Origin of the sequence: Chryseobacterium echinoideorum (assembly GCF_007474535.1) — a bacterium.
In the GTDB taxonomy this organism is placed as follows: Bacteria; Bacteroidota; Bacteroidia; order Flavobacteriales; family Weeksellaceae; genus Chryseobacterium; species Chryseobacterium echinoideorum.
In genome coordinates this window covers 176,402-201,259 of record NZ_VKNW01000004.1, presented here as the reverse complement: position 1 = coordinate 201,259, position 24,858 = coordinate 176,402, and the positions used below count along the sequence as shown (strand labels likewise).

Genomic DNA, 24,858 nt, shown 5'->3' with positions numbered 1-24,858 from the left:
AAATCAATTTTACACAGGAATGACCCAATGCCTGAAACAGTCACAACTTGGAAGCCCTAATGAAACATTACAGCGAAAATATAGATTTTGTTTCGCCCATTATTCAGCAAATAGGATAACCGCAGAAGGCAAAATTTCCAACAAAAGAGATTTAAGAGATTACTTTTCAAGAGCCCTGCAAAAATACCCCAATCTGGATTTCGAGCTTTATCACGAACTCAAAGAAGTTAATTCATCCGTTTTGTTTTACCGAAGCGTAAATAATTCATTTTCGGCAGAATATATGGAATTGAACAATGAAAGAAAAGCAAGTAAAGTCAGGGTACATTATAAGTTTGAACATTAAAATCTTAAAAAAATGGACAGCTATTTAGAAAGTATCAAAAAACAATTTCTGTATTACAAAATGCTTGGAGAAAAAGCAATGGAACAATTACAGGAAGAACAATTATTTTGGCAGTATAACCAGGAAAGCAACAGTATTGCTATTCTGGTCAATCATATTGCAGGAAATATGTTGTCGAGGTTTACCGAATTTCTGACCGCAGACGGAGAAAAGTCCTGGCGAAACCGTGATGCGGAATTTACCAACCCTTTTCAAAACAAAGAAGAACTGATGATACATTGGAATAATGGTTGGGATTGCCTGATGAATGCTTTAAATCAACTTACGGAAGCAGATTTAGAGAGAATAATTTATATCCGAAATGACGGTCATACTGTAATTGAGGCCATCAACCGCCAATTGGCTCACTATCCGTATCATATTGGTCAGTTGGTTTTTGTAGCCAAAATGCTGAAAAATGAAGACTGGCATACTTTATCCATTGCCCGTAACAAATCGGCAGATTATAACAACCAAAAATTTTCGCAGGAAAAAGACAGACGACATTATACTGACGATTTATAAAGAACTCTGTTATGATTATAAGTAAACCCAATCATTATCTGTTTTCCAAACAACTGCTTAACGTATAATGATGGGAGAGACTACCATAGTTTTTAAGGATACGGTGGAAATGTTACCACAAAACATCTGGTTACATTAGGAAATGAAGCTAAACTATCAATAGAATCCATAGAGAATATTTTTGATCAAACAATTTTCGCCTTAGTAAGTTAGTAAATCTAACAAAGAATTGATATAGATGAATTAAAACATTTTAATTTAAAAATTTAACTTTCCTTTTTAGAATTTTAACCCTATTTTAGTCCAAAAAATTAGATGAAAATTGAGGTTTACTGGCAACATACAACAATGATCACAACTGCAGTCGGGAAATAAATTTTTTAAATTAATACATTAATATAAACCATGCAACCATCCATACTTACTTCAGAATTTACTTCTTCGCCTGAATTGGTTGAGAAGCTTTACAAATACGGAGTGACGAAAACCTATCAGGAAGGAGATATCATTTTGGATGAAAATTCTTCTATCCGCTCGATTCCGATTGTGATGAAAGGGATGATGAAAGTCATCCGTACTGAGGAAGACGGGCGTGAAATTCTTCTGTATTACATCAAGGCAGGAGAAAGCTGCATCATGTCTTTTCTGGGCGGAATGCACAACGAAAAAAGTATCGTAAAAGCCGAAGTAGAGGAGGATACGGAGATTCTGTTTTTGCCGGTTGATAAAGTATCTCTGTTCATTAAAGAATATCCGGAATGGCTGGATTATATTTTCAGGCTGTATCACAAACGCTTCGAAGAATTGTTGGATATTATCAATGCCATTGCTTTTAAAAAAGTAGATGAAAGACTGCTGAATCTTCTCCATAAAAAATCTGAAATTCTTAAGTCCAAAACCATTGTCATTACCCACGAACAACTTGCTAACGAACTTGGAACAGCCAGAGTTGTTGTTTCCCGACTCTTGAAACAGCTGGAGGATTCCGGTAAACTACAGCTTGGAAGAAATAAGATTACGATTTTAGAGGATCTGTAAAACCCTTTTCTCACTGCTTTGCAAACTTAAAAATCAACAAAATTTTAAAAAAAAGAAAACTTTGCGCTCTTTGCACCAAAATAATTCATAGCTAAGTTGTCTTCTGTAACAAAAGTAGCGGTACATCTTTTCCGATATGTTCAATTTTGCAACATAAAGTTGAGAATATGGAAGTTTTTGGATATATTGCATCGGTTTTAATAGGAGTTTCATTGGGCTTAATTGGCGGTGGCGGAAGCATTCTTACCGTTCCCGTTCTGGTCTATCTTTTCGGATTAGACGCATTTCTGGCAACAGAATATTCACTTTTTATTGTCGGAATCAGCAGTATGGTCGGCTCAGTTTCTTACTTCAAAAAGGGCTTGGTAAATTTCAAAACGGCTCTCGTTTTTGGAATTCCGTCCATTATCTCCATTTTTCTTACGCGCAACTATATCTTACCTTTAATTCCGGATAAAGTAGTCACAGTCAGTGATTTTGTGGTGACGAAAGATATTTTGCTTCTCCTGATTTTTGCGGGATTAATGATTTTGGCTTCCTATAAAATGATTCAGAAAAATACAGAATGTGCCGTTGAGTCACTTAACTTACACAAAAATAATACACTTTTGGCAGCAGGAGAGGGCTCGGTTGTCGGAGTTTTAACAGGCTTAGTCGGTGCAGGAGGCGGGTTTATGATCATTCCCGCACTTGTCAATCTCCTCAAAACTCCAATGAAAGTTGCCATTGGGACATCGCTTGTCATCATCTCGCTCAATTCACTTATCGGATTTTTCTCTTCTATGAATCATGTGGAAATCGACTGGAAGTTACTGGCTACCATCTCATCAATTGCAATCGTCGGGATCATCATCGGGTCAAAATTATCCAAAAAAATTGACGGGAAAAAGCTAAAGCCTGCTTTTGGCTGGTTCATTCTTTTGATGGGAATTTACATCATTATAAAAGAAATTTTCTTGTAGATTTTTTTGGGCAGCTATTTCCGTCCTCCGTTCCCGCTTTTTTGTTCCGTTTCACTTCACAAAAAGAGCTCCACTCAGGCCGGGCTGCGATAAATTTATTCAAAGAAAGTATCAAATTCATCTAGAAGAATCAGTATAAAGGCAAGCAACTCTTTTTCTAAGTATTAGCAGAATTTGCAATTAAAAAAATTAAAGTTGTTTATGTAACAAAAGTAGCGGTACACAAAATCTCAAACTCAGAAATTTGTATCAATAAAAAATAATTAAAATTTAAAATTCATAAAAATGAAAATAGAACAGATTTATACAGGATGTCTTGCACAAGGTGCATATTATATCGTTTCAAATGGTGAAGCAGCTATTATAGATCCATTAAGAGAAACTCAGCCCTACATTGAAAGACTGGAAAAAGATGATGTTACCCTTAAATATATTTTTGAAACTCATTTTCACGCAGATTTTGTAAGCGGACATTTGGATTTAAGCAGAAAAACAAAAGCACCTATTGTCTACGGACCAACCGCAAAACCAGAATTTGAAGCCATCATTGCAGAAGACAATCAAATTTTCGAAGTAGGAAATGTTACGATAAAAGTCCTTCATACGCCCGGACATACGATGGAAAGCTCATCTTTTCTTCTTATTGACGAACATGGCAAAGAAAAAGCATTATTTAGCGGAGATACTTTATTTTTAGGAGATGTCGGTCGTCCTGATTTAGCACAGAAAGCAGCAAATATGACACAGGAAGAACTGGCTGGTTTGCTGTACGATAGTTTATATCAGAAGATTTTGCCTCTGGATGATGATATTACCGTTTATCCGGCTCACGGAGCGGGGTCAGCTTGCGGAAAAAATATGCAGAAAGAAACAGTAGACTCATTGGGAAATCAAAAGAAAACTAATTATGCGCTGAATCAGAAGGATAAGGAAAGTTTCATCAAAGCTGTTACAGACGGACTTCTTCCGCCACCTGCTTACTTTGGAATGAACGTGGCAATGAATAAAAAAGGCTACGATAGTTTTGATGAGGTTTTGTCAAAAGGTTTACAGGCACTTTCTCCCGAAGAGTTTGAAGAAATGGCTGAACATTCCGGAGCTTTGATTTTGGATGTAAGAAATAATGAAGATTTTGCAAAAGGTTTTATTCCGCAGTCTATTAATATTGGTTTGAATGGGGATTTTGCACCTTGGGTCGGAGCCTTGATTGTGGATGTAAAACAGCCGATTCTTCTCATTACCAACGAAAATGAAGAAGAGGAAACGGTGACCCGATTAAGTCGTGTAGGATTCGACAATGTTCTCGGATTTTTAAAGGGCGGATTTAAAGCGTGGAAGAATAGCGGAAAGGAATACGATTCTGTGAAAAGAATTTCAGCACAGCAATTCGAAGATGAAATTAAAGGAAAAGAAGTCAAAATTATTGATGTCCGAAAAGAAAGCGAGTACAATGCAGAACACGTAGATGAAGCCTACAATAAACCTTTAGCTTATATCAATGATTGGATACATCACATCAGCCCCGAAGAACATTTTTACCTGCATTGTGCGGGAGGTTACAGAAGTATGATGGCGGCAAGTATTCTTCAGGCAAGAGGTTACAGAAATTTTACCGAAATAGAAGGCGGTTTCAATGAGATTTTTAAAACAGGACTTCCGAAAAGTGATTTTGTTTGCCAAAGTAAAGTTTTGAAGTAGTTTCAAAAATTAAGAATCTTACTTGTTATTTGAATTTTTGTCATTCTGAATAAAATTTTGCCAAGCATTATGAAATGAAGGATCTAATTAGTTTAGTTTTATATTTCCTATATTTTATAATCCTAAAGTTTATGTTCAGAATGACCATTTATAAATTGGAACAAAGCATATCATCTTAAAATAAAACAGTTAATAAAAATTGAATATCCGTAATAAATCATCGTAAAAATCTTTGTGGACTTTGTGTTAAAACATTTTTTAATAGGATTAAAAGCGGACAATCACAATAAGAATATAAATAGTTTAAATATAATAATCAATGTTAGAAATTATAAAAGAACCTTGGCCGTGGTATGTTGCAGGTCCTTTGATCGGGCTTACGGTTCCGGTTTTGCTGATTCTAGGAAATAAATCTTTCGGAATCAGCTCGTCACTCAGGCATATCTGTGCCGCTTGTGTTCCTGCCAATATCGGATTTTTCAAATATGACTGGAAAAAGGAATTATGGAACTTATTTTTTGTTTTCGGAATCTTATTAGGCGGAATAATCGCTTCTCAGTTTTTAATCAACCCGGGAGAAATTTCTGTTAATCCAGAGCTGAGAACCGAATTGTCAACCTACGGAATTACAGACTACAGCAATTTGGTTCCGGTACAGCTGATGAATTTCACCAGTCTTTTTACCTTAAAAGGTTTCATTGTAATGGTTGTTGGCGGATTCCTGGTTGGTTTCGGAACACGTTATGCGGGCGGGTGTACAAGTGGACATGCTATTATGGGATTGTCTAATTTACAGTTACCATCACTTATTGCAACAATATGCTTTATGGCAGGAGGTTTTTTAATGGCGAATGTGATTCTGCCAATTATTCTTTCACTTTAATTTAATAAAATGACAAAAGAAAAAGACATACGACATCAAGACAGTATCTGCACCAATGAAAGTCACCTTAAGCATCAATGGTATCATCATTTAAAATATCTTATAGTAGGAGTTTTATTTGGAATTGTATTCGTAAAAGCGGAAATTATCAGCTGGTTTAGGATTCAGGAAATGTTCAGACTGCAATCATTCTTTATGTATGGTGTGATTGGAAGCGCGGTGGTTACCGGGATGATCTCAGTATTGATCATTAAAAAATTCAATATAAAAACCATTTACGGAGAAAAAATTTCTATTGCTCCGAAAACCTTTAATAAAGGGCAAATTTACGGCGGATTGATTTTTGGCTTTGGTTGGGCAATTACAGGAGCCTGTCCGGGACCCCTTTTTGCACAGATCGGAACCGGAGCTTTGGCGATTGTGATTACTTTAATCAGTGCTATTTTTGGAACCTGGGTTTACGGTTATTTCAGGGATAAATTACCGCATTAAATCAGAGTTATAATAAATATTTTTTAAAATGATGCGTAATCTCTTTAAAAATTGGAACTTTGTAAGGTTGCTGCGTTTGGCAATGGGAATCTTCCTTGTGGTAGAAGCAGTAAAATCAGAAATATGGTTTCTGATAGCAGTTGGAGCAGTTTTTGTTGCGATGTCTGTATTGAATATCGGTTGTTGTGCCGCAGGAAATTGTTCTGTGACAACACGCAGTTCAGAGAAAACTAATGATGAAATAGAGTATGAGGAAATCAAATAAAATCAATACAATGAATAAGTTTCAGGAAATAATAAGTCAGGACAAACCTGTTTTGGTAGATTTTTTTGCAGAATGGTGCGGTCCATGCAAAATGCAGGCTCCCATTCTTCAGGATTTGAAAAAGAAAATAGGAGATACAGCCAATATCATTAAAATTGATGTTGATAAAAATCAGGCAGTGGCAGCTCAGTTCGGTATTCGAAGTGTTCCGACACTAATGATTTTTAAAAACGGAGAAGTAAAATGGAAACAGTCCGGTGTTTTTCAGGCAGATGAATTGGAAAGATTAATCAAGCAAAACAGTTAATATGTATAAAAATATCATCGTTGCATTCTTTCTGATCATACTTACAGCCTGTGGTAAAGCACAGAATAATAAACATGAAAGCAGTCTTTCTGTTTCTGAATTTTCCGAAAAATTAAATAAGACCAAAGACGTTCAGCTGGTAGATGTAAGAACATCTGGTGAATTTCGGAACGGACATCTGAAAAATGCAATGAATATTGACTGGAATGCAGGTGATTTCAGTGAAAAAGCAAAAGCTCTCGACAAAGACAAACCTGTTTTCGTATATTGTATGAGTGGTCCCAGAAGTACGGCTGCGGCTGCCAAACTTCAGGAAATGGGTTTTGAAAATGTTTATGAAATGCAGGGTGGAATGATGAAATGGAGAAACGCCGGTCTTCCGGAAATCAAAGCTTCAACTTCTGCCGGAATGAGTCTTATACAATACAACGAACTTTTAAAAAATGAAACACCTGTCTTGGTAGATTTCTACGCTGAATGGTGCGCTCCGTGCAAAAAAATGGAGCCTTATCTCAATAAAATGGCTGCTGAAATGCCCGATAAAGTAAAAGTTGTAAGAATTAATGCTGATGAAAATACCAAGCTTTGTAAAGAGCTGAATGTTTCTGCACTTCCGGTTCTTAAACTATATAAAAATAACGATCTAGTTTGGGATAATCTCGGTTTTGCGAGTGAAGAAGAAGTGAAAAAGCAAATATCAGAAATTAACAATTAAACATTTGGAAAAATTTAAAATATGGCTCCGTAAAAACTGGAGCACCATGCTTTTAGTTGTAATGTTTCTGATATTGCTGATAAGTCCGGACGCAAAAGCCTGGCTGATGCGCCAGATTCTTTCCACGGGATTGCTCAATTCAAAGATAGAGGAAAGAAAAAGCGAAAGAAATTTACCTGAAAATAATTCTGTTTCTGTACAAAACTTTAGTGTTATTGATGATAAGGGTAAAATTATCAATATTTCCGACCTAAAAGGCAAAGTAGTATTTATTAATTTTTGGGCATCGTGGTGTCCGCCTTGTCGTGCAGAGTTTCCTTCTATTCAGAAATTTTATAATCAATACAAAGGAAACGAAAATGTGGTATTTTTTACCGTGAACCTTGATGATGAAACAGCCAAAGGGAAAGAATATCTTTTAAAAGAAGAACTTAGCATTCCGTTTTTGATTCCTGCAGGAAACATTCCGAAAGAATATTTTGGAGGTTCGCTTCCGACAACTGTTGTTTTGGATAAGTCCGGAAAAATAAGAATGCACCATGCAGGAATGGCAGATTACAGCAAAGATTCTTTTTATCAACAAATCAATGATTTACTGAATGAATAGAAGGGGTCTAAAATAAAGATAAACCATAGAATAATTTTTCGCAAATTTGCGGATATTTATTCCAAATATATGGGTAGAAATTTATCAATAGATGTACTGAAAATTATTCTTGCTTTTTTTGTTGTCTTTCTGCATATGAATTTCCTTAAGGAAAGCAATCCGGTCTTGAGCTATGTTTTGGTTAACGGGCTTTTCAGGGTTGCAGTTCCTGTTTTTTTAATTATTACCGGATTTTATTTTCTTCATATTGATACTACACAAAAGCTTAAAAAATGGCTTTTCAGAACAATTGTTCTGTACATTATATGGATGGCGGTGTATTATTCTTTCTGGAAAAGCAGCGAAAATGTTTTCCTCACTCTTATTTTCGGTTATCATCATTTGTGGTATCTTGTTGGAACTTTTTTTTCAGGAATGATACTTTATTTTTTAAGAAAATGCTCTTCTGCTATTTTGTTGAGCATTGCTCTGGGTTTATTTCTCATAGGTTATGTCGTTCAGATCTTAGGTAATCTTCATTATTTTGATAAGGAAAATGACTCTTTACTTAATAATTACTTGATGTACCGTAATTTTCTGTTTGTATGTTTGCCGTTTTTAAGTATTGGTTTTTTAATTCATAAAGAAAAAATAAACCTTTCCCAAATCAAAAGTTCTACAGGCGTGATGATTTTTTCTTGTGCTTTGGTAATTGCTGAAGCGTATTTTAACTATCAAAAAATCAGTAAAGAAAGCACCGATATTCTACTGTCGCTTTTTTTAGCAAGTCCCGTTCTGTTTTTGTACGGACAGGAAAAATATATCAAAAGCAGTTCAAAAATTTTAGCAACATTATCTACAGCTATTTATTTTATACATCCTTTTCTGATGAAATCTGAATGGTTTTCAAAAATAGAATCTTGCAAAGTTTTAGTTTTTATTGCAGTTCTTATTCCTGTAAGTTTAGGATTGGTTTTAATCAATAAAAAAATCAAATATTTATTGTAATTAAATAATATCGAAGCCTGTTTAATGAAATTTAAACTCATATAATAATCCCGACAAAATGAAACACTCATCCATAAAAAAAGACCGGAACAATCATTCCGGTCTTTTTTTGTATTCACTAATGTATTAATCTACAATAAACTTAGTAGAAAAACGCTCTGTTTTCAAAATATATACCCCTTTTACAATTCCGTGTAAATTGATTTTATTAGAATGTCTGAAAGGATTTTCAATACTTTTGATCATTTTTCCAGAGAGATCGTAGATTTCAGCTTTTGTAATGCTTGTCAGATTTTCGCCTTTCACAGACAACTCCTGATTTTTTACAGGATTAGGATAGACCACAAAATCTTTTTCTCTTGAAACTTCCGAGGTAGAAAGTGTTGCACATGTCCAGCTAAGGTCATCAATTGCTACTCTGTTGGTTGTTATTGGATTTACCAATGTTATCACAATATTTCCTGAAACATTAATGTTGCTGATGGTGGTTGTAGTAACCGCTGTACTGTAAGGAACTGTTCCTACCAAAACACCATTTACCAATACATTCAGATTTCCAGATGTTCCGGAATATTTTAACTGTGTTGTAACAGTAAGATTTTGAATTCCGCCTAAAATTGAAGAACTTGTTAAACTTCCGTTTCTTATTGTAACTGCTTTTCCGTTGATTGTTTCGTCAATTCTTGCATCCGTGGCTGTCCATGTTATATTATTGTTTGTCCAGGTCTGTGTACTGTAAGTTGGATTGCTTGTGGCAGGAATGTTAGAAAAATCTTCTGTACCGCAAGTTCCGCTGCCACCTCCTGCAAGGGTAGTTTCTGTGGCAGTATTGCTCTGAACGGAAGAATTTCCGGCTGCATCTTTAGCAATGATATAGAAACTGTACGTTGTAGACGGATTCAGGTTTGGAATAGTTGCAGATGTTGTCGTAACAGTAGAATTTAAAATTCCGTTTACATAAATTGAATAGCCTGTAACGCCTACATTATCGGTAGAAGCTGTCCAGCTAAGAGATATTGTGCTTGAAGTAGGGTTGTTTGCAATCAGATTCGAAGGAGCTGTCGGAGCCTGTGTATCTGTTGTAGGGGTTCCCCAAACTAAATTGACATAATTAGGATTGTCAATATAAGGATTTCTGTTTCCCTGATATGCATAGGAAGCATTATTTCGACCAACTTCAGCAGGTGAAACAGGATCCATAGTATGCCACGCCATCAATTGATCTAACTGCCATTGCTGAAGTCCCGGATAAGCAGAATTTCCAAGCATATTTCCTGAACTGAAACCAGATAACTGTGTTTCATATCTGGTCACAAAATAGAAAATCATTCGGGCAACATCTCCTTTAAACTCATCAATAGGTTCAAAAACAACGCCCGCATAACCTGGTGAAACAGAGCTTCCTCTTTTTGATCCGTTATTTGAAATGTAATTGGTAACACCTACTTTCCCAAAAGGCAGACTTCCCCTCATATTGTTTACATAACCATCTGTAGCACGTATAAAATGCACATCAGAAACCATCGGTGACGCTTCATTAAACAAACTTTGAGGAACGATGTGCTCTCTGTTGTAGCAATCGGCTTCGCTATTGTAGTTACCGCATTGGTTAGCTCCTACAGTATAATTGTAGGTATCTGCAGCAGTAGGGTTTTCAGAATAAATATCTAAAATTGTTCCGTCATTTTCGTAGTAATAATCACGGTCTGTGGTTTGATAAGCTGTCCATAAGCCGTTATAAGAACCCGGATTATGTCCTGCGGTAATAATGTTTTTCAACTGGGTTTTCAGAGTAGCTCCTGTCCCGGTTGCTGTGGTGTAATAATTAGCAGGAGCCTGAGCTGATGCACCCACTGCTAACAGACCTAAAAGAAAAGAATAAAAAATTTGCTTCATTTTTTTTTAATTGGACGGCAAATTTACGAATATTCTTAGTATATAAATGTTAATTTTTAATAATATAACTTTTACTTATTTTTGAAAAAAACCATGAGATTACAACTCCAAATAGAGCAGCAATTGCCGCTACAATAAAGTAATTTTTTGTAACAATTTTCACCGGAAACGGTAAATCTTCTACGGCTTTAAACAATTCGGTATAAATCTGGAAATAGCAAAGTGCTGTTCCTAGAAGTAATCCTGTGACGATCCCCGTAACAACGATCAGAAGACCGGTATAGAAATAGGTCATTCTAAGATGGCTCAGCGGAAATCCTAACGAAATCAACGATTTTGCCTGCTCTTTTTTATCCAGCTGAAGAATAATAATGGCTCCCGCAAGATTAAAAGTCGTAATGAAAATAACCAGAGCAAAAATAAGATAGATAAACAGTTTTTCGGTGTTAATCATCTTCCAGAATGCTGCATTTTCTTCTTCTTTTGTTTTGATTTCAATGTTTCCTCCGATTTTTTTCAGTAATTTTTGCTTTACAGAATCTGCGTTTTGAGGATTTTTTAATTTAATAACTATTTGATAAGCTGAGTTTTCCGGAAGATTTAGAAGTTCTTCTGTAAGTTCAACAGGAGCAATGATATAATTGTTAAGTTGTTCATTTCCAGGAAAAATACCAGTAACGATGATTTCTCTTTTATTATAAATATCTTCTTCTTTATTGATGATTCCCGTTCCTGATTTAGGCATAAATACAGTGGCGAAATCAGTGTCGGAATCTATAGCTATTCCCAGCCTGTTCTGGAGACTGTGTTCCATAATAACCTCGTTGGTATATTCGAAAGAAGGGTATTTACCGTAGAAAATATTTTTGTTAACAGGGTTTACTTTGATGTAATTGGTGTCTACACCGCGCAAATAAGCTATATCGCCTTTACCGTTAAAATTCACGTAAGTTTTCTCCTCAATTACTCTGGAGAAGTTTGTGATTTCTTTTTCGTTCTTTAAAATTTCATTGATTTTGCTGAAATTTTTAATGCTTTTTCCTGATGTACTTTTGATGGTAAGGTCAGCATGTAGATTCGAAATAAGATTTTTATTAAAATCTTCAAGTCCTGAAAATACAGAAATAATAACAAACATCGCAGCAACTGCGACACTCATCGCCACGGCAGCAAGCCAAGTAATAAATGTTACAGCAGTGCTTCCTTTTTTCGATAAAAGGTAGCGTGAGGCAATATAGAAGGCAATGTTTTTCAAAGCAGCTTATAAAACCGGGTTTTCTCCTTCTCCACGCAGCTCTTTCTCAATTCTCTCCACATCATCCAATGTTGTATCAAGATAGAAATTCAATTGTGGAATAATACGAACTTGTTTTGCCATTTTCTGACCAATAAAGTTTCGGTATTGTGCTTTGTTTTCTTCAATCTCTTTCATTACAGCATTACGAAATTCCTGCGGAAAAATACTGAGATAAATTTTGGCAATCCCAAGATCAGGAGTTACTTTTACATCAGAAACAGAAACAAGAATGTTTTGTTTACTTTCTGATGACTGCTTTCGGAAAAGTTCTGCGAAATCTTCCTGAATAATCTGTGCTACTTTTCTTTGTCTGTTACTTTCCATAATTTATGCAAATTTAGTACTTTTGTTTGAATTGGTCGGCTGAAATTAAGCATAAGATAATAATAAAATTTTAGTTTATCTAATCAGCATTATTTGAAGAAGAGGCTGTGATAATAAATAATATTTAAAAGAAATAAAATAACGTATGAAATTAGAGCATATTGGTATTGCTGTGAAATCTTTGGGAGTTTCTGATGAACTTTTTGCCAGACTTTTAGGAAAAGAATCTTACAAAAAGGAAACGGTAGAAAGGGAGGGCGTAATTACGTCGTTTTACGAAACAGGTGAAAGTAAAATTGAACTTCTGGAAGCGAGTAAAGAAGAAAGTCCCATCTCAAAATTTATTGACAAAAAAGGAGAGGGTATTCATCATTTGGCATTTGGCGTTGAAAATATCGCAGAAGAAATAAAAAGATTAAAAAAAGAAGGGTTTCAATTTATTTCAGAAGAGCCTAAAGAAGGTGCTGATAATAAATTAGTTGTCTTTCTGCATCCTAAATCTACGAATGGAGTGCTGGTAGAACTTTGTCAAGAAAAGTAAGAAAAAATTTTGTAGAGAAATAAATTTTACTATTTTTGCAAACACAAAATTCAACCAATTTTGCGGTCCTATAGCTCAGTTGGTTAGAGCACCTGACTCATAATCAGGTGGTCCCTGGTTCGAGCCCAGGTGGGACCACCCAACTGACAAAGTCGCCAATTTGGCGACTTTGTTGTTTTTAACTATTTGATAAACAGATATATCCGCTTGCAAACGGTTTCGAGAAGTCCAAAATAAAATTACAGATTTTTTTGAGGCAATTCTCGAGCTGTTCTCTTAATTAGTGTGTATTTATTAATCAATGAGTTATTGGTATTTGGGGATTCCCATTAATTTGGCAACCAACTTTTTTTTCTTCACTTCCTGTTGTAGAAAAAACGAAGTAACGGTAAACTATACTTTCAAGAATTTCATTTTTCATTTTGTCCCTCTTACTTTGTATAGTTTCCTTTTTGTGATACTCATATCCGTCAACTTCTATAGCTAATACAGGGTTTTTACCCAGTTTATTGTAAATAATCACTCCTTAACAATAAATATATTTTGATTTATCAGAAATCGGGGTTTTAAATGTCCGATGATAGGTTCTATTACCGCTCTGATTCTGAATTTCTTGCGCTCTTTTGGGAAGTTGTTGAACATTATTTTCCATTTGTTCCAAAAGCGGTTCTATAGTGTGACCATCGTAAGGCGTTTGTAAAAATGCCCGAGTATAATTTTCTTGGTGGTTATCAAGCCTACTTTATTACCAAATTGTTCACAATAGTTTTTATTTTGATTTTTGTGTTCACGAATACTTCGTATTTCATACTGTTTATGGGCTTTTCCTTTGGCAATACATAGGGTAAAGGGTTTGTGAATGCTGTAAATTTTATCGGTATCATTTCTTTTTTGCGTGACAACCTTGGTGTAAAGTATCATTAAATCTTTATAAAATTCTTGCTGTTATGCATTAAAATTCCTTTGCAATTCACGAATCAGTCTCATGGCGATGGTTTTGAGTAGTCGCCCAAACTTTCTTGCAATTTTTGTTCGCTTGGGATGTTTGCCATTGTAGGTTTTCTAAACCATTTGTTTGCTGATTTTCGTGTAACGCTGCCTTTGTTTTATGTCTTCATTTTTGGCTATTTTGTTACAATAATCAATTACTTTTTTTGCATAATTTTGCATCGGTTGGAAAAGTGGTTTTGTTTTCCTGAACAGTGGTATCAGACAAAACAAAATTCAAAGTATTGGTCTTTGCATCGTGCATTTTTATATTGTAGGAAAAGATTTTTTCAATCCCATTTTCGCCAATTCTTTTTCGGAAATGAACAAAATTTACTCGGATCACACGGAAACTTGTGTTCAAAGAAAACTCTCCCACAAAAGTACTCCACGTAAGGATTTATGATCCAAGCTTTTTCTAAAGTCTCATCGCCCAAATTATACAGGTGCTTCAGTAGTAAACAGCCCACCATAAAACCAATCTGATGACTAGCCTTACCTATTTTGGAGTACAGGGGAGAAAATTCCTGCTCAAAATAGTTTCAGTATATTTTTTCTGAAAGTAAAACGAGTCCATGCTTATTATCAATAAAATCAACCAACATCAGGCTGAATAATTGGCTTCACAGCACCGCTACGTTAGGTTTTGGCTTCTTTTCTGGATTTTTTTTCAACATATTTGCAACGTTTTAAAGTTCTTTTGTATGAAATCCTGCAAGAAAATACTAACAATTTTAAATTCAAAATATTAATAATCAATACTTTAAATACTTTTTAAGGAGTGGCTAATTATACGATGTGATAAAGAAATTGTAAAAGAATTTCTGAATTTCTCGCATAAAAAATTTTTATTGGTGACATAAATTACGCAATTTTGACTTAACAAAATTTTATTACCATGAAAAATGTTTATTTACTTACAGTCTTTTTGTTTTTAAGCGCCCTGAATGCTCAGACTAATCTAAGGCTTCTCACCGGTTGGGGAACACGTCTTTATGACATCAATAGTAATGGAAATGCCGTGCATTCCGGAGGTTATTATAACTACAATACAAATGCAAGTACAGCGATAGAACCAGTTGCTGATGCAACAAACCGACTGAATAACATAGAAAACATAGCAGGAAGCATGCCTTTTACTGCTGTTGATGGTTCTAATCTAAGTCAGGCTGCTTACCGTAAAAATGGAGTCTGGAATCCTATTGGATATTTTCCCGGAGATATACCTGGAAACAGTTGGTTCGGAGATGCAAAAGGAATTTCTGCAAACAGTACGTATGTTACCGGGCAAATGACATCAGGTAATGCAGGAAGCAGTTATCCATATATTTTTAATACAGTCACTAATACACTCACCAAGCTTACTGGCGACCTTCTTTATACTAACGGTCGCGGAGCAGATGTAAATGATAATGGCGTTGTAGCTGGTTGGGTAGATCGAGAAGATATATTCGGAACCGGAACTTTTCGAGTGCCTGCATATTTTGATGCATCTGGCGTTTTACATTATATTGATTTTAGTACTCCGGAATATGGTGAAGCCGGTGATGTGAACAATGCAGGGCAAGTTGTAGGCTATAAAGGAAGTAAAGCCTTTATTTATAATATTAATACTAATGTTTATCAATCCTTCAATGCACCTGCAGGATATACCGATGCGGTATTTGTGTCAGTTTCAGAAAATGGTGTTGCTGTAGGATATTGCGGAATGATCGGAGATAGAGAAACAATCATTTATCATCCATCCTTAGGGGCAAATCCCATTTTACTTACTGATCTTTTAACTTCTCAAAATATTCAGGTAACTACTTTTGATACAAAACTCGGCACCGGAATGGGAGTTTCGCCAAACGGTATGTACATCTGTGGGTTTGATAATTCTGTTCCTCCAATATTTGCGGCAGGATGGGTTGTTAAATTAGACAATTCAATACTTTCTACAACCGATATAAAAGACAATACTTTCAAATTTAATATTTATCCAAACCCAGTACATGATATTCTCAATATTTCAAGTGAAATAATAATAAAGTCAGTATCAATATATGATGCAAACGGGAAAATGGTTATCGGAGATCTGCCAATTAATAAAATAAATGCTAAAATTGATGTATCTATGTTGAATACAGGTATGTATCTTGGAAGCGCAACTTTAAATGATAGAACTATTAAAACTTTTAAGATCATAAAAAAATAGATTTATTATCTGATTTTTTTAAGTAAGTATTTAAAAAAGCGATCATTAAGGGATACTTGTAAATACTTGTGAAATACTAAAAAGGGATATTTGAAATTTTAAATATCCCTTTTTGATAAAGTCAATTTTTCAAATGAAAATTTATACTACTGGCAAATCCGGTAGAAACTACACTTCCTCTTGTTTTTCGTTTCTCAGGTTTGATATAAAATACGAAGGACTTACCCCTGTTTCTTTTTTGAAAACCGTGGCGAAAACTTCTCTTGAGGCAAAACCGCAAACTTCTGCTAAATAGCTGATTTTGTATTCTCTGTATTTAGGTTCTTTATAGAGTAGCTCTGTTATGTAATTGATTCTAAGTCCATTAATGTAGTTGTTGAAGCTCTTGCCGGTGTGTTGTTTGATGATTTCTGAAAGATACTTTGTATTGGTGTTAAGAGAATTTGCTAAGTAAACATGGCTTATATCTTCCCGGATAAATTCTTGTTCTTCTTCAAATTTAGATAATTTTTCCAGTAAAATAGCACTTGTCTTAGAAGTAATATGAACGCTGTTGTCGTGAATAATTTTATTACTATCACCATCATTTATGGTCTTTAGCTTTGCTTCCTCTTTATTCTTAATAGATTCTATAATTATTTCATATTTCCTGTGAAGTAAAATTTTATTTCGTCGCCAGAAAAACCAGCCTGTTATGATAAGGAGGATAAAAAGTAATGAAGATATTATAATAATTTTTTGAATATTACTCTTATTGATCTTCCTTTGTTCATCTACCATATGCTTGGAGGGAGTATTTATTGTCTTTTTTTCCGCATTTACCAGACTGTCGTTCAGACTTGTATATAGATTCATGTATTTTGAGGACTCTTCTTTTTTTCCCATTTCCACTTGTGCTTTGAATAGAACTTCGTAAATATCCCTTCTGATATAAGGCTTGCTAATTTGCCTTTCAAGTTTTTCTGCTTCTACTGCATTGCTTATTGCCTTATCATATTTTTTTTGATCATAAAACAACCAGGCAAACTCATTCAGAGTAGTTACTTCTAGATCTTTACCTACAGTATACTTCGGGTTTCTGCATATTTGCAAAGCTTTGAGAAAATACATTTCTGCATCTTTTACATTTTTCGAAGCATTACTTGTCATTCCCAAATTAATATATGCCAATGTCAAATTATGATATTTCTTATTCAAAAAATCTTCACTATCATCCATTTTAATTGCTGTTTCCAAACTTTTTTTCTGATAGTAAATTACTGAGTCTAGTGGTGCATTGATATGAGCATTATAAGAAGCTAATCCTACGTAAATGAGTGATTTTTGGTAAAATTTATAATTTTTACGTTCTATTTTATCGGCAACAGCAAGAGCTTTTAAAAATTCTTTATAACTATCATCATTAAAACCCAATTCCGTAAAAGAAGATGCTCTTAGTCTGTAAGAATTGGAGAGAATTTCATAATCATCAGTTTCTAAGGATAATTTTTCTGCATCTTTACTAATTTCAATAACTTTTTTAAAATTTCCGGCATCGAAATATTTTGCCATCAGAATATTGCCGCTTTTCTTCATCCCGTTTTTATAATCTATAATTTTAGAAAGGCGGTATGCATTGTTAGAAATGGCTATTGCTTTTGTAGGATTTGTTGCCGATAATTTTCCTGCTTCTTCTATATAGTAATCAATTTTTGCTTTTGTAATGAGTTTCTCAGAGTTTTGGGAATAAGTGATTCCGAAAATCATACAGAATAGTAAATAATAAAGATTTTTCATAAGGTGCATTTTATGTGTTTTTAAATTAATAGCATGCAGAAATGCAAGGCAGAAATTACTGATATTAGTAGTCTGCAATTTATCACAAATAAAATTATAATGTAAATATAACGATAATAAATTTTGTATAAAAGCACCTGTTTTTAAGCAGTGTGTATTTGCGAGATCTGGATTTTCTGTAAGATATTATTTGAATATTATTGTTTTTTTATCCATTGATAATCAGTGGTTTATTCTGTCTTTAATTCGTTTTTCGGATAGCCTCGTTGTTAGCTTTTCGGAAAACCTTACATACTATTCTTTCAGCTGCAAGAATTAAGCTATAATATTGCTTTATTATTTGATGATATACAAGAGTTGTATTCTCCTCTTTTATTAAATCCAAATGAAGAAAATTTATTTATTTAACAGCAAAACTTATGTTGCATTTTGTGCAAGGGTTTTGCTGTTTCCCATTTTCTTCGCTTCTACAATTTTAATATTTGCACATCCAAGTGCAAATGTTGAGGTAGAAAATACAGAAAATAAAATTTCAGAATCTTTACAAGACACTCTTTCCCTGAAATCGAAGGTTGAGACTGCAAAAATCTATATATCAGAAGGTACTACTTTTTACAACACTCAGGAGATCCACGGAAATGTAGAGATTGTAAAAACAGCAAAAAATAATACAGGACATCAGCTTGCAAAAGCTCTTCCAAAAAAGCAAACCATTGCTAAACCCAAAATAGAAGGAGAAAAATATACGGTTAAAGCCAGGTTCACGTATCTTCCTTTTGAGTCTAATACTATTTTCTCAGGAAGCGGAGAAAATAGTATAACGGTACCTACCACAAATTCACAATTCAGATTTGTGGCATTAACGGTACAGTATCAAATTTCTTTCTATATTCCTTTCCGGGAAAAACACAATTCTAAATATATAATGTCTTTTGCCAATGAAATTTGTCATTGGCAAATGCACATTCGCCCGCCACCAAAGGCTTAGAAGCAATAGCAAATATAAATTCTCAAAAAAACACATCCTTCATTCAATTGCAATGTTGTTCAGAGCAAATTGAAGCAAAGGGAGTGCGGTTCGGCGTAGCCAATCTTAATTAACAGATAAACTATTTGTGTGTTCGTGTGTAAAACAAAGCAGATACCGTGAATGCACTAATTAACAATTTTTTAAAAAAAACAATTTTAAAATGAAAAAAAATATCATTTTTTTAGGAGCTTTATTATTAAGCTCAGCAGCTTACTCGCAGGTAGGTATTAACAATGAAACCCCGAAAGCAACTTTAGACGTTACGGCAAAAACTACAAACGGTACAAAACCCGAAGGGATCATTGCTCCTAGACTTACAGGAGACCAAATAAAATCGGCAGATACCCAGTATGATACCCCTCAGATCGGAACCATCGTCTATGCAACCGCAGCAGTTGGTACATCAACTCCTAAAACCGTAAATATTACATCACCGGGTTATTATTATTTTGATAACAATTTAGTTTGGCAAAAATTTGGAAGCGGTACAGCAGCAGTTGATACAGAACCTTGGTACATACAGAATACAAGCACACAAGCTACAACCAATTCAGAAAATATCTACCAACAAGGAAAAGTAGCCGTAGGTTTCTCTGATACTGACGCGGTATCCGGGAAGCAATTCGAGGTAAAAGGGGATGTAAAGTCAGTTGTGAATAATGCAGGCACATACAGCATTTTAGAAACCAATAATACCGATTTTTTTGGAATACCTATAAATTTAATGGGTTCTGCTGATAACACAGACGTATTGGCTGCTAATAATTATGGCTTATTATCTTCATACTCTGGTTCTACTGGTAGCGGGACTACAATAGAGGCGAAAGGAGCCGAAGGAACAGCAAGCGTGGGCGCTAATGTTACTCCCGGACCCGGATCAAGAGCAGAAATGAGAACAGGCAATTCCACTGTAACAAATGCGGTCATCGTAGGAAGCAATGGCGCAACTGATGGAAATGAAAAGGTGGTATTGCTTAGCGAAAACACTGCAGCAATCACAGCAACCAGACTGCATGTCGATAAAACAAATGGAGTAACCCTTAAATATGGAGGTATTATGTCTCCGTCAGGCAATTATACCTTCCCGCAAAACAATGGTACAGCGGGCCAGGTGTTGGTAACCGATGGTGCTTTACCTACACTAACTACGGGAGCACAGCTTTCGTGGCAAAATGTTTCAGACCTGATACAAAATAACGATTGGCATATTACAGGTAATACAGATATTGTTGCAGGAACCAATTTCTTAGGTACTACAAGTGCAAATAAAGTAGCTTTAGAGTTTAGGGTAAATGGCGAAAGGGCTGGATATATTGGCGATGATAATACCAATACAGTTGGTGCTCAAGGTCTATACAAAACCACTTTAGGGTATCAGGCAGGTATGGGCACTACGGGCGATAGAGTAACTGCCATTGGTAACCATGCGTTAAGCCAGAATACAGCACAAAACAACACCGCTATAGGTGCATTTGCATTGCAAAAAAATGTCACAGGACAGAATAATATGGCAGTGGGTGATAATACTTTGGTTGAAAACACAGGAAGACGAAATGCGGCTATTGGTTCTAATGCATTAAATAGTAATACAACAGGTGAAGGTAATACGGCAATTGGTTACCGTGCTAATGCATCTAACGTAGCAGGGTCTTTCAATACTTTTATAGGATCGCAGGCAGGGGAAGGGGTTTTAGCAACTGGTGCAGTAACAGATGCCAACTCCAGTATTGCTATAGGTCGTGGTACTACTATGGGTGCTGGATTAACGAATGCCATGGTTATAGGTGCTTATGGATCAGTAACCCAAAGCAACAGTATGGTATTAGGAGCCTTACCGGGTACCTATGCTGGCGTAACTGTAGGAGCCACAAAAGTAGGTATTGGTACAACAGCACCAAGTAATACTTTGCACATTGTAGCTACGGCTGACCCTTTAAAATTAGAAGGTTTACAAGCAGGTACCGCAACCGATGAGGTTTTGGTAGTAAACAATAATGTTGTGAAAAAAGTTACAGCAGGAAGTTTAGCATCATCGTTAGAACCATGGCAAAACCAAAGTGATGCGACAAAAGCAACTTCTAATACTGCTGCTATCTATCAGACTGGAAATGTTTCCATAGGTTCACAAACACCTATTGCTCCTTTTACATCCAACGGTTCCACTATCACTCCAAAATTATCGGTTACCGGTGATGTGGCTTCTACAGGGGCATTTTATACCAATACAAGTAAATATGCTGACTACGTTTTTGAAGATTATTTTGACGGTTCATCTACGATCAATGAAGATTATAAATTCAAATCATTAGCAGAAACAGCTGCTTACATTAAAGAAAACAAACACTTACCAGGCGTGACTTCTATCAAAGATGTTCTGAAAACTGAAAACGGCTACACCGTTAACCTTTCAGAATTATCGATCCAGCAATTAGAAAAAATAGAAGAATTGTATCTACATACCATTGAGCAGCAAGAGGAGATTGCTAAACAAAAAGTAGAGATCAGCGATCTGAAATCCCGTATGGAGAAGCTGGAAAAACTTCTGTTAAAAGAAAATAATAAGTAATTCAAATTCCTTTAAAAAATGAAAAATAAGTATAAAGGAATCAACACAATATTGGCAATGTCAATATGGTGTTGCTCAGTCGGTTTGGTCTCTGCTCAGACAGGGCAAACCGGGGTTGGCACCAGAAACCCACAGGGAGCGCTGCACGTAGATGGAGCCAAGGATAATGATGCTACTGCACCCACAGCACCTACTGCAACGCAGGCAGCCAATGATGTGATTGTAGATAAAACGACAGGCTTTATTGGTGTGGGTGTTTCAGCTCCTACAATACCTCTCGATATGAGATCTACAGTAAATACAGATAATGCTTTGGGTATTGGTACTACCACAATGACAGCCGCAGCCGCAGCCGCTGGTGCTGTACGTTATGATGAAGTTAATGTACCGGTTGGTGCAAAAATTGAGGTGTCAGACGGTTCCGTTTGGAACAAATTATACGTTGCCCCACAAAAAGCTGTAGTGGTAGCTCGTAAAATTTCGACTAAAGCAATAGGAACATCAGCTACTGTTATTGACGGTTGGAATGAGATATACGATTTGAGTAATAGTTTTACTCCTGCAACAGGTGTTTTTATGGCACCACGAGCAGGAACGTACACTTTTCTATTAACTTTTAACCTTGTGAATACTGTGATTGCTGATGCTACTCGAGTAGAATCGCAATTTTATAAAACTTCTGGAACGCCTGCCATTTTGGCAAGGGTGTATAAAACATTCGCTCAGTCGATGACCGGTACTCCGGATGATGCTAATGCAAGTAAACAGACACAGGCAGGAGGATCAAGCACTGTTACATTAACCTTGGCTCAAGGAGATACTGTAGTGCCTAGATTATTACATAATTTAACAGGAGGCAATATTAATTTGAGGGTAACCACTAATTCTTCCGATCCTGCAAACCCGGATGACGGATTTAATAATTTAACCATTATAGAACATTAAAAGTAGATTATGAAAAAGAAAATGATATATCAGTTGCTGGCTTGTACTCTTATTTTTTCTACAGGTACTATAGCGGCACAAACAGGGGTGCTTACCCAAAACCCGTCTACTCCTTTGCATATAGATGCGGCAGATGATAATGCGGCTACTGTTACTACTGGTCAGGCAGCAAATGATGTGGTGGTAACAGCGGCAGGTAATCTGGGAGTGGGAGTTTTGGCTCCTGTTACCAAGGTAGATCTCCGCTCTGCAGATCAAAAGGGGATTATTGGCGTAGGCACAAATACACAAACTGCTAGTGTAGCCGGTGCTGGTGCTATACGATATTTTGTAGGAGATGACCCTAATACTCCTGCTGTAGAAGTTGGTTATTTAGAATATTCTGATGGCGAAAAATGGGTGGCTTTGTCAACTGCGCCGCCAATCAAAGCTCTCGTAAATGCTAATAAAAATTCTGCTCTAGCCATTGCTAACGATTCAGAAACATACATAACGAGTTGGACGAATGAAGATGTTGATACAGGTAACGATTTTGATTTAGCTACGGGTACATTTAAAGCACCTCGTACTGGGTTTTACCTGGTGGCTTTCAATATTACTTTAGATACTGGACCTATTAATAGAAATACCTTTATTGAAACGATAATTGAAAGCACGGGAACTACCAATAATATTCCGGTGTATAAAACAATAAATTCTTTTCCGGCATTTCAGGCTACTATAAGAAGCAATTTTGTAAGTGGTAACTGTAATGCTATTTTTAACCTTGTAGCAGGTGAAACGATAAGGTTTAAAGTGAGACATACCTTGGGGAGTAGTAGAAACACCCTTAATGACGGAACTTTAAACAATATTAGCATTAGCGAATTATAAAAGTATAACAATGAGAATATTACAACATAAAATAAAAAGCTTGGCGTCTACTTGTTTACCAGTGGTATTGTTTATAACACAGGCAAATGCCCAAATGGGAGTAGGCACAAAAAACTCTACAAATGCTACCGAAATTGTTACTACGGCAGGTAATGTAATTGTAGACAATACAGGCAAAGTAGGGGTGTTGGTTGCAAGCCCAAAGGTAGCAATGGATTTGCGAAGCGGCGGTACAAACGGTTCTGTAGCCATAGGAAATACCACCCAAACAGCGGCAGCTGCCGGTAAAGGCGCATTGCGATATGTTAATAGCCCCGCAATTGGGGTAAAGGGCTATCTGGAATATTCTGACGGTACCAAATGGATAAGTTTTTTCCCATATGGCAAACCTCGTATAGTGGTAATGGCCAATAAAACAACACAGAATACTGAAGTGTTTGAAGGAGCAGATTCAGGTCCGAAAGCAGGTTTAATGCAACGTCGTTCGTCTTATTTAACGAACTGGACAGAGAAATTAGATTCTGATTCTGGCGTACCAACAGCCAATTTCAATCCTACTACGGGTGAGTTTGTAGCGCCAAGAGCAGGGGTATATTTTGCCACGTTTACCTATGCACTCTTAAACCAATTTGTACAATCAGTAAGTAGCACTACCAACCAAACAGAAGCTATTTGGGAAGTAAGGAATTCAGCCAATGTTATTACTCAAAGGGTAAAGACGAATAATGGGTATGCTTCAGATTCCGGAAATGCTACGGGTAATAAATTACCGGTAGGGTCTGCATGTACGGTAAGTGTTTATTTAAACCAAGGGGATAAGTTAAGACCTTTTTCTTGGATTTCAACAGAATTTTCCGACACCTATCTTAGCCAGTTCAATACTGCAGATAGTGGGGTTTACAATGCCCTTACCATTGTAGAGCAATAAGGATATAAGATGATGGATGATAGCAAAAATGTTGTCATCCATCACTTTTGCCTTTTAGAGCATAGTAAAGAAACCGAACTGGTTCTCAATTCAATAACCATTAAAATAATTAATCTATGCCTTTTTTAAATTTTGAAAGCCGTCATTTTTCCGAAGCAGAAAAAGCGGCAATAAGTACAGCATTACAAGATTTGCAAACAGCATTGTCGGGAAAGGTAGCAACGCTAACAGTTGTAAGTATCAACGAGCAAAACAAACAGATAGTAAACAAAATGAAGGATTATAGAGATAGTGATCCTCAGCTTTCCAGCCCAGAAGTAGATTGGGAAGAGTTCGGAAAAGATTGTGACATCCGCCGTGGCTTTTGCAATCACTTACAAATACTTTGACAGAACTAAGCAGAGGACTGGGGAATGCAAAAATCCTGCATGATTGGGACAACTATCAGGCTTCTTTGATAGATTACCAATATTCTGTATATCGCAATGATTCCGGCAGCACCGGTTTCCATACCAAAGTAGAGGAGATCAAACAATTCTTCAACCGTACAGGCAGTGGCAGCGGCAACACGACACCTTCTAAACCTACCGAATAGCTGATAATTCTCATTTGATGTCCTGAAGTGCACAGTCCC

At 35.9% G+C, this 24,858-nt stretch carries 26 protein-coding genes and 1 tRNA gene; 22 read left to right on the top strand and 5 right to left on the bottom strand.

Annotation, left to right across the window (positions count from 1 at the left end; all coding sequences use genetic code 11):
- The first annotated feature begins 19 nt into the window (after nt 1-19).
- The 12 genes from FOL89_RS06925 (at nt 20) to FOL89_RS06870 (ending at nt 8,864) form a co-directional block, all read left to right on the top strand.
- Entirely contained in the window at nt 20-346 is a 327-nt protein-coding gene (locus FOL89_RS06925; RefSeq protein ID WP_228444875.1) for a hypothetical protein, read from the top strand.
- Nucleotides 347-358: 12 nt separating this feature from the next.
- Nucleotides 359-910: a DUF1572 family protein gene (locus FOL89_RS06920; protein ID WP_144282091.1), complete on the top strand. Its 552-nt coding sequence runs from the start codon at nt 359-361 to the stop codon at nt 908-910.
- A gap of 405 nt (nt 911-1,315) precedes the next feature.
- Nucleotides 1,316-1,948, top strand: coding sequence for a Crp/Fnr family transcriptional regulator (locus FOL89_RS06915; RefSeq protein WP_144282090.1), 633 nt, complete (start codon nt 1,316-1,318; stop codon nt 1,946-1,948).
- Nucleotides 1,949-2,115: 167 nt separating this feature from the next.
- Complete coding sequence (locus FOL89_RS06910; protein ID WP_144282089.1) at nt 2,116-2,910, top strand: sulfite exporter TauE/SafE family protein; 795 nt, start codon at nt 2,116-2,118, stop codon at nt 2,908-2,910.
- Nucleotides 2,911-3,195: 285 nt separating this feature from the next.
- Nucleotides 3,196-4,608 (top strand): MBL fold metallo-hydrolase, encoded by a 1,413-nt coding sequence (locus tag FOL89_RS06905; RefSeq protein ID WP_144282088.1) that lies wholly within the window; start codon nt 3,196-3,198, stop codon nt 4,606-4,608.
- Between the two features lie 319 nt (nt 4,609-4,927).
- Nucleotides 4,928-5,491 (top strand): YeeE/YedE family protein, encoded by a 564-nt coding sequence (locus tag FOL89_RS06900; protein ID WP_144282087.1) that lies wholly within the window; start codon nt 4,928-4,930, stop codon nt 5,489-5,491.
- Nucleotides 5,492-5,500: 9 nt separating this feature from the next.
- Nucleotides 5,501-5,983, top strand: a complete 483-nt coding sequence (locus tag FOL89_RS06895) for a DUF6691 family protein (RefSeq protein WP_144282086.1) — start codon at nt 5,501-5,503, stop codon at nt 5,981-5,983.
- Between the two features lie 28 nt (nt 5,984-6,011).
- A complete protein-coding gene (locus FOL89_RS06890; RefSeq protein ID WP_144282085.1) occupies nt 6,012-6,248 on the top strand; it encodes a hypothetical protein in 237 nt (78 codons plus the stop codon).
- A 10-nt stretch (nt 6,249-6,258) separates the two neighbouring features.
- Nucleotides 6,259-6,555 carry a thioredoxin gene (trxA, locus tag FOL89_RS06885; protein WP_144282084.1) on the top strand — a complete coding sequence of 99 codons (297 nt, stop codon included), beginning with the start codon at nt 6,259-6,261 and terminating at the stop codon, nt 6,553-6,555.
- Between the two features lies 1 nt (nt 6,556).
- Entirely contained in the window at nt 6,557-7,270 is a 714-nt protein-coding gene (locus tag FOL89_RS06880) for a thioredoxin domain-containing protein (RefSeq protein WP_144282083.1), read from the top strand.
- Between the two features lie 4 nt (nt 7,271-7,274).
- Nucleotides 7,275-7,877 carry a TlpA family protein disulfide reductase gene (locus FOL89_RS06875; protein ID WP_144282082.1) on the top strand — a complete coding sequence of 201 codons (603 nt, stop codon included), beginning with the start codon at nt 7,275-7,277 and terminating at the stop codon, nt 7,875-7,877.
- A gap of 69 nt (nt 7,878-7,946) precedes the next feature.
- Complete coding sequence (locus FOL89_RS06870) at nt 7,947-8,864, top strand: acyltransferase family protein (RefSeq protein WP_144282081.1); 918 nt, start codon at nt 7,947-7,949, stop codon at nt 8,862-8,864.
- A gap of 126 nt (nt 8,865-8,990) precedes the next feature.
- Here FOL89_RS06870 and FOL89_RS06865 read toward each other — a convergent pair whose 3' ends face one another.
- Genes FOL89_RS06865 through rbfA form a run of 3 tightly spaced genes read right to left on the bottom strand, consistent with a single transcriptional unit; the run spans nt 8,991 to nt 12,381 of the window.
- Nucleotides 8,991-10,760, bottom strand: coding sequence for an endonuclease (locus FOL89_RS06865; protein ID WP_144282080.1), 1,770 nt, complete (start codon nt 10,758-10,760; stop codon nt 8,991-8,993).
- A gap of 49 nt (nt 10,761-10,809) precedes the next feature.
- Entirely contained in the window at nt 10,810-12,015 is a 1,206-nt protein-coding gene (locus FOL89_RS06860) for an ABC transporter permease (RefSeq protein ID WP_144282079.1), read from the bottom strand.
- 6 nt (nt 12,016-12,021) lie between these two features.
- Nucleotides 12,022-12,381 carry a 30S ribosome-binding factor RbfA gene (rbfA, locus tag FOL89_RS06855; protein ID WP_144282078.1) on the bottom strand — a complete coding sequence of 120 codons (360 nt, stop codon included), beginning with the start codon at nt 12,379-12,381 and terminating at the stop codon, nt 12,022-12,024.
- A 145-nt stretch (nt 12,382-12,526) separates the two neighbouring features.
- On the opposite strand from rbfA, the gene mce reads away from it, so the two are divergent.
- Entirely contained in the window at nt 12,527-12,922 is a 396-nt protein-coding gene (mce, locus tag FOL89_RS06850; protein ID WP_144282077.1) for a methylmalonyl-CoA epimerase, read from the top strand.
- 64 nt (nt 12,923-12,986) lie between these two features.
- Nucleotides 12,987-13,060 (top strand) — tRNA-Ile (locus FOL89_RS06845).
- A gap of 1,139 nt (nt 13,061-14,199) precedes the next feature.
- Here FOL89_RS06845 and FOL89_RS17795 read toward each other — a convergent pair.
- A complete protein-coding gene (locus FOL89_RS17795) occupies nt 14,200-14,412 on the bottom strand; it encodes a transposase (RefSeq protein ID WP_394344714.1) in 213 nt (70 codons plus the stop codon).
- A gap of 395 nt (nt 14,413-14,807) precedes the next feature.
- Between FOL89_RS17795 and FOL89_RS06830 the strand changes: the two genes are divergently transcribed.
- The gene (locus FOL89_RS06830; protein WP_144282074.1) at nt 14,808-16,106 is read left to right on the top strand and encodes a T9SS type A sorting domain-containing protein; all 1,299 of its coding nucleotides are present in this window, start codon (nt 14,808-14,810) and stop codon (nt 16,104-16,106) included.
- A gap of 168 nt (nt 16,107-16,274) precedes the next feature.
- On the opposite strand, the gene FOL89_RS06825 is transcribed toward FOL89_RS06830, so the two are convergent.
- Nucleotides 16,275-17,882 carry a helix-turn-helix domain-containing protein gene (locus FOL89_RS06825; RefSeq protein ID WP_185146934.1) on the bottom strand — a complete coding sequence of 536 codons (1,608 nt, stop codon included), beginning with the start codon at nt 17,880-17,882 and terminating at the stop codon, nt 16,275-16,277.
- Nucleotides 17,883-18,267: 385 nt separating this feature from the next.
- Here FOL89_RS06825 and FOL89_RS06820 point away from each other — a divergent pair, with 385 nt between their 5' ends.
- From FOL89_RS06820 to FOL89_RS06790, 7 genes are all read left to right on the top strand, one after another.
- Nucleotides 18,268-18,870: a hypothetical protein gene (locus FOL89_RS06820; protein ID WP_144282072.1), complete on the top strand. Its 603-nt coding sequence runs from the start codon at nt 18,268-18,270 to the stop codon at nt 18,868-18,870.
- A 202-nt stretch (nt 18,871-19,072) separates the two neighbouring features.
- Nucleotides 19,073-21,478 (top strand): hypothetical protein, encoded by a 2,406-nt coding sequence (locus tag FOL89_RS06815; protein WP_144282071.1) that lies wholly within the window; start codon nt 19,073-19,075, stop codon nt 21,476-21,478.
- Nucleotides 21,479-21,496: 18 nt separating this feature from the next.
- The gene (locus FOL89_RS06810; protein ID WP_144282070.1) at nt 21,497-22,423 is read left to right on the top strand and encodes a hypothetical protein; all 927 of its coding nucleotides are present in this window, start codon (nt 21,497-21,499) and stop codon (nt 22,421-22,423) included.
- Between the two features lie 9 nt (nt 22,424-22,432).
- Nucleotides 22,433-23,296 (top strand): hypothetical protein, encoded by an 864-nt coding sequence (locus tag FOL89_RS06805; RefSeq protein ID WP_144282069.1) that lies wholly within the window; start codon nt 22,433-22,435, stop codon nt 23,294-23,296.
- Nucleotides 23,297-23,306: 10 nt separating this feature from the next.
- The gene (locus FOL89_RS06800; RefSeq protein ID WP_144282068.1) at nt 23,307-24,224 is read left to right on the top strand and encodes a hypothetical protein; all 918 of its coding nucleotides are present in this window, start codon (nt 23,307-23,309) and stop codon (nt 24,222-24,224) included.
- Nucleotides 24,225-24,340: 116 nt separating this feature from the next.
- A complete protein-coding gene (locus tag FOL89_RS06795; protein ID WP_144282067.1) occupies nt 24,341-24,613 on the top strand; it encodes a hypothetical protein in 273 nt (90 codons plus the stop codon).
- Nucleotides 24,589-24,819, top strand: coding sequence for a hypothetical protein (locus FOL89_RS06790; RefSeq protein ID WP_144282066.1), 231 nt, complete (start codon nt 24,589-24,591; stop codon nt 24,817-24,819). The genes FOL89_RS06795 and FOL89_RS06790 overlap by 25 nt, the downstream gene beginning before the upstream one ends.
- Nucleotides 24,820-24,858: the final 39 nt, after the last annotated feature.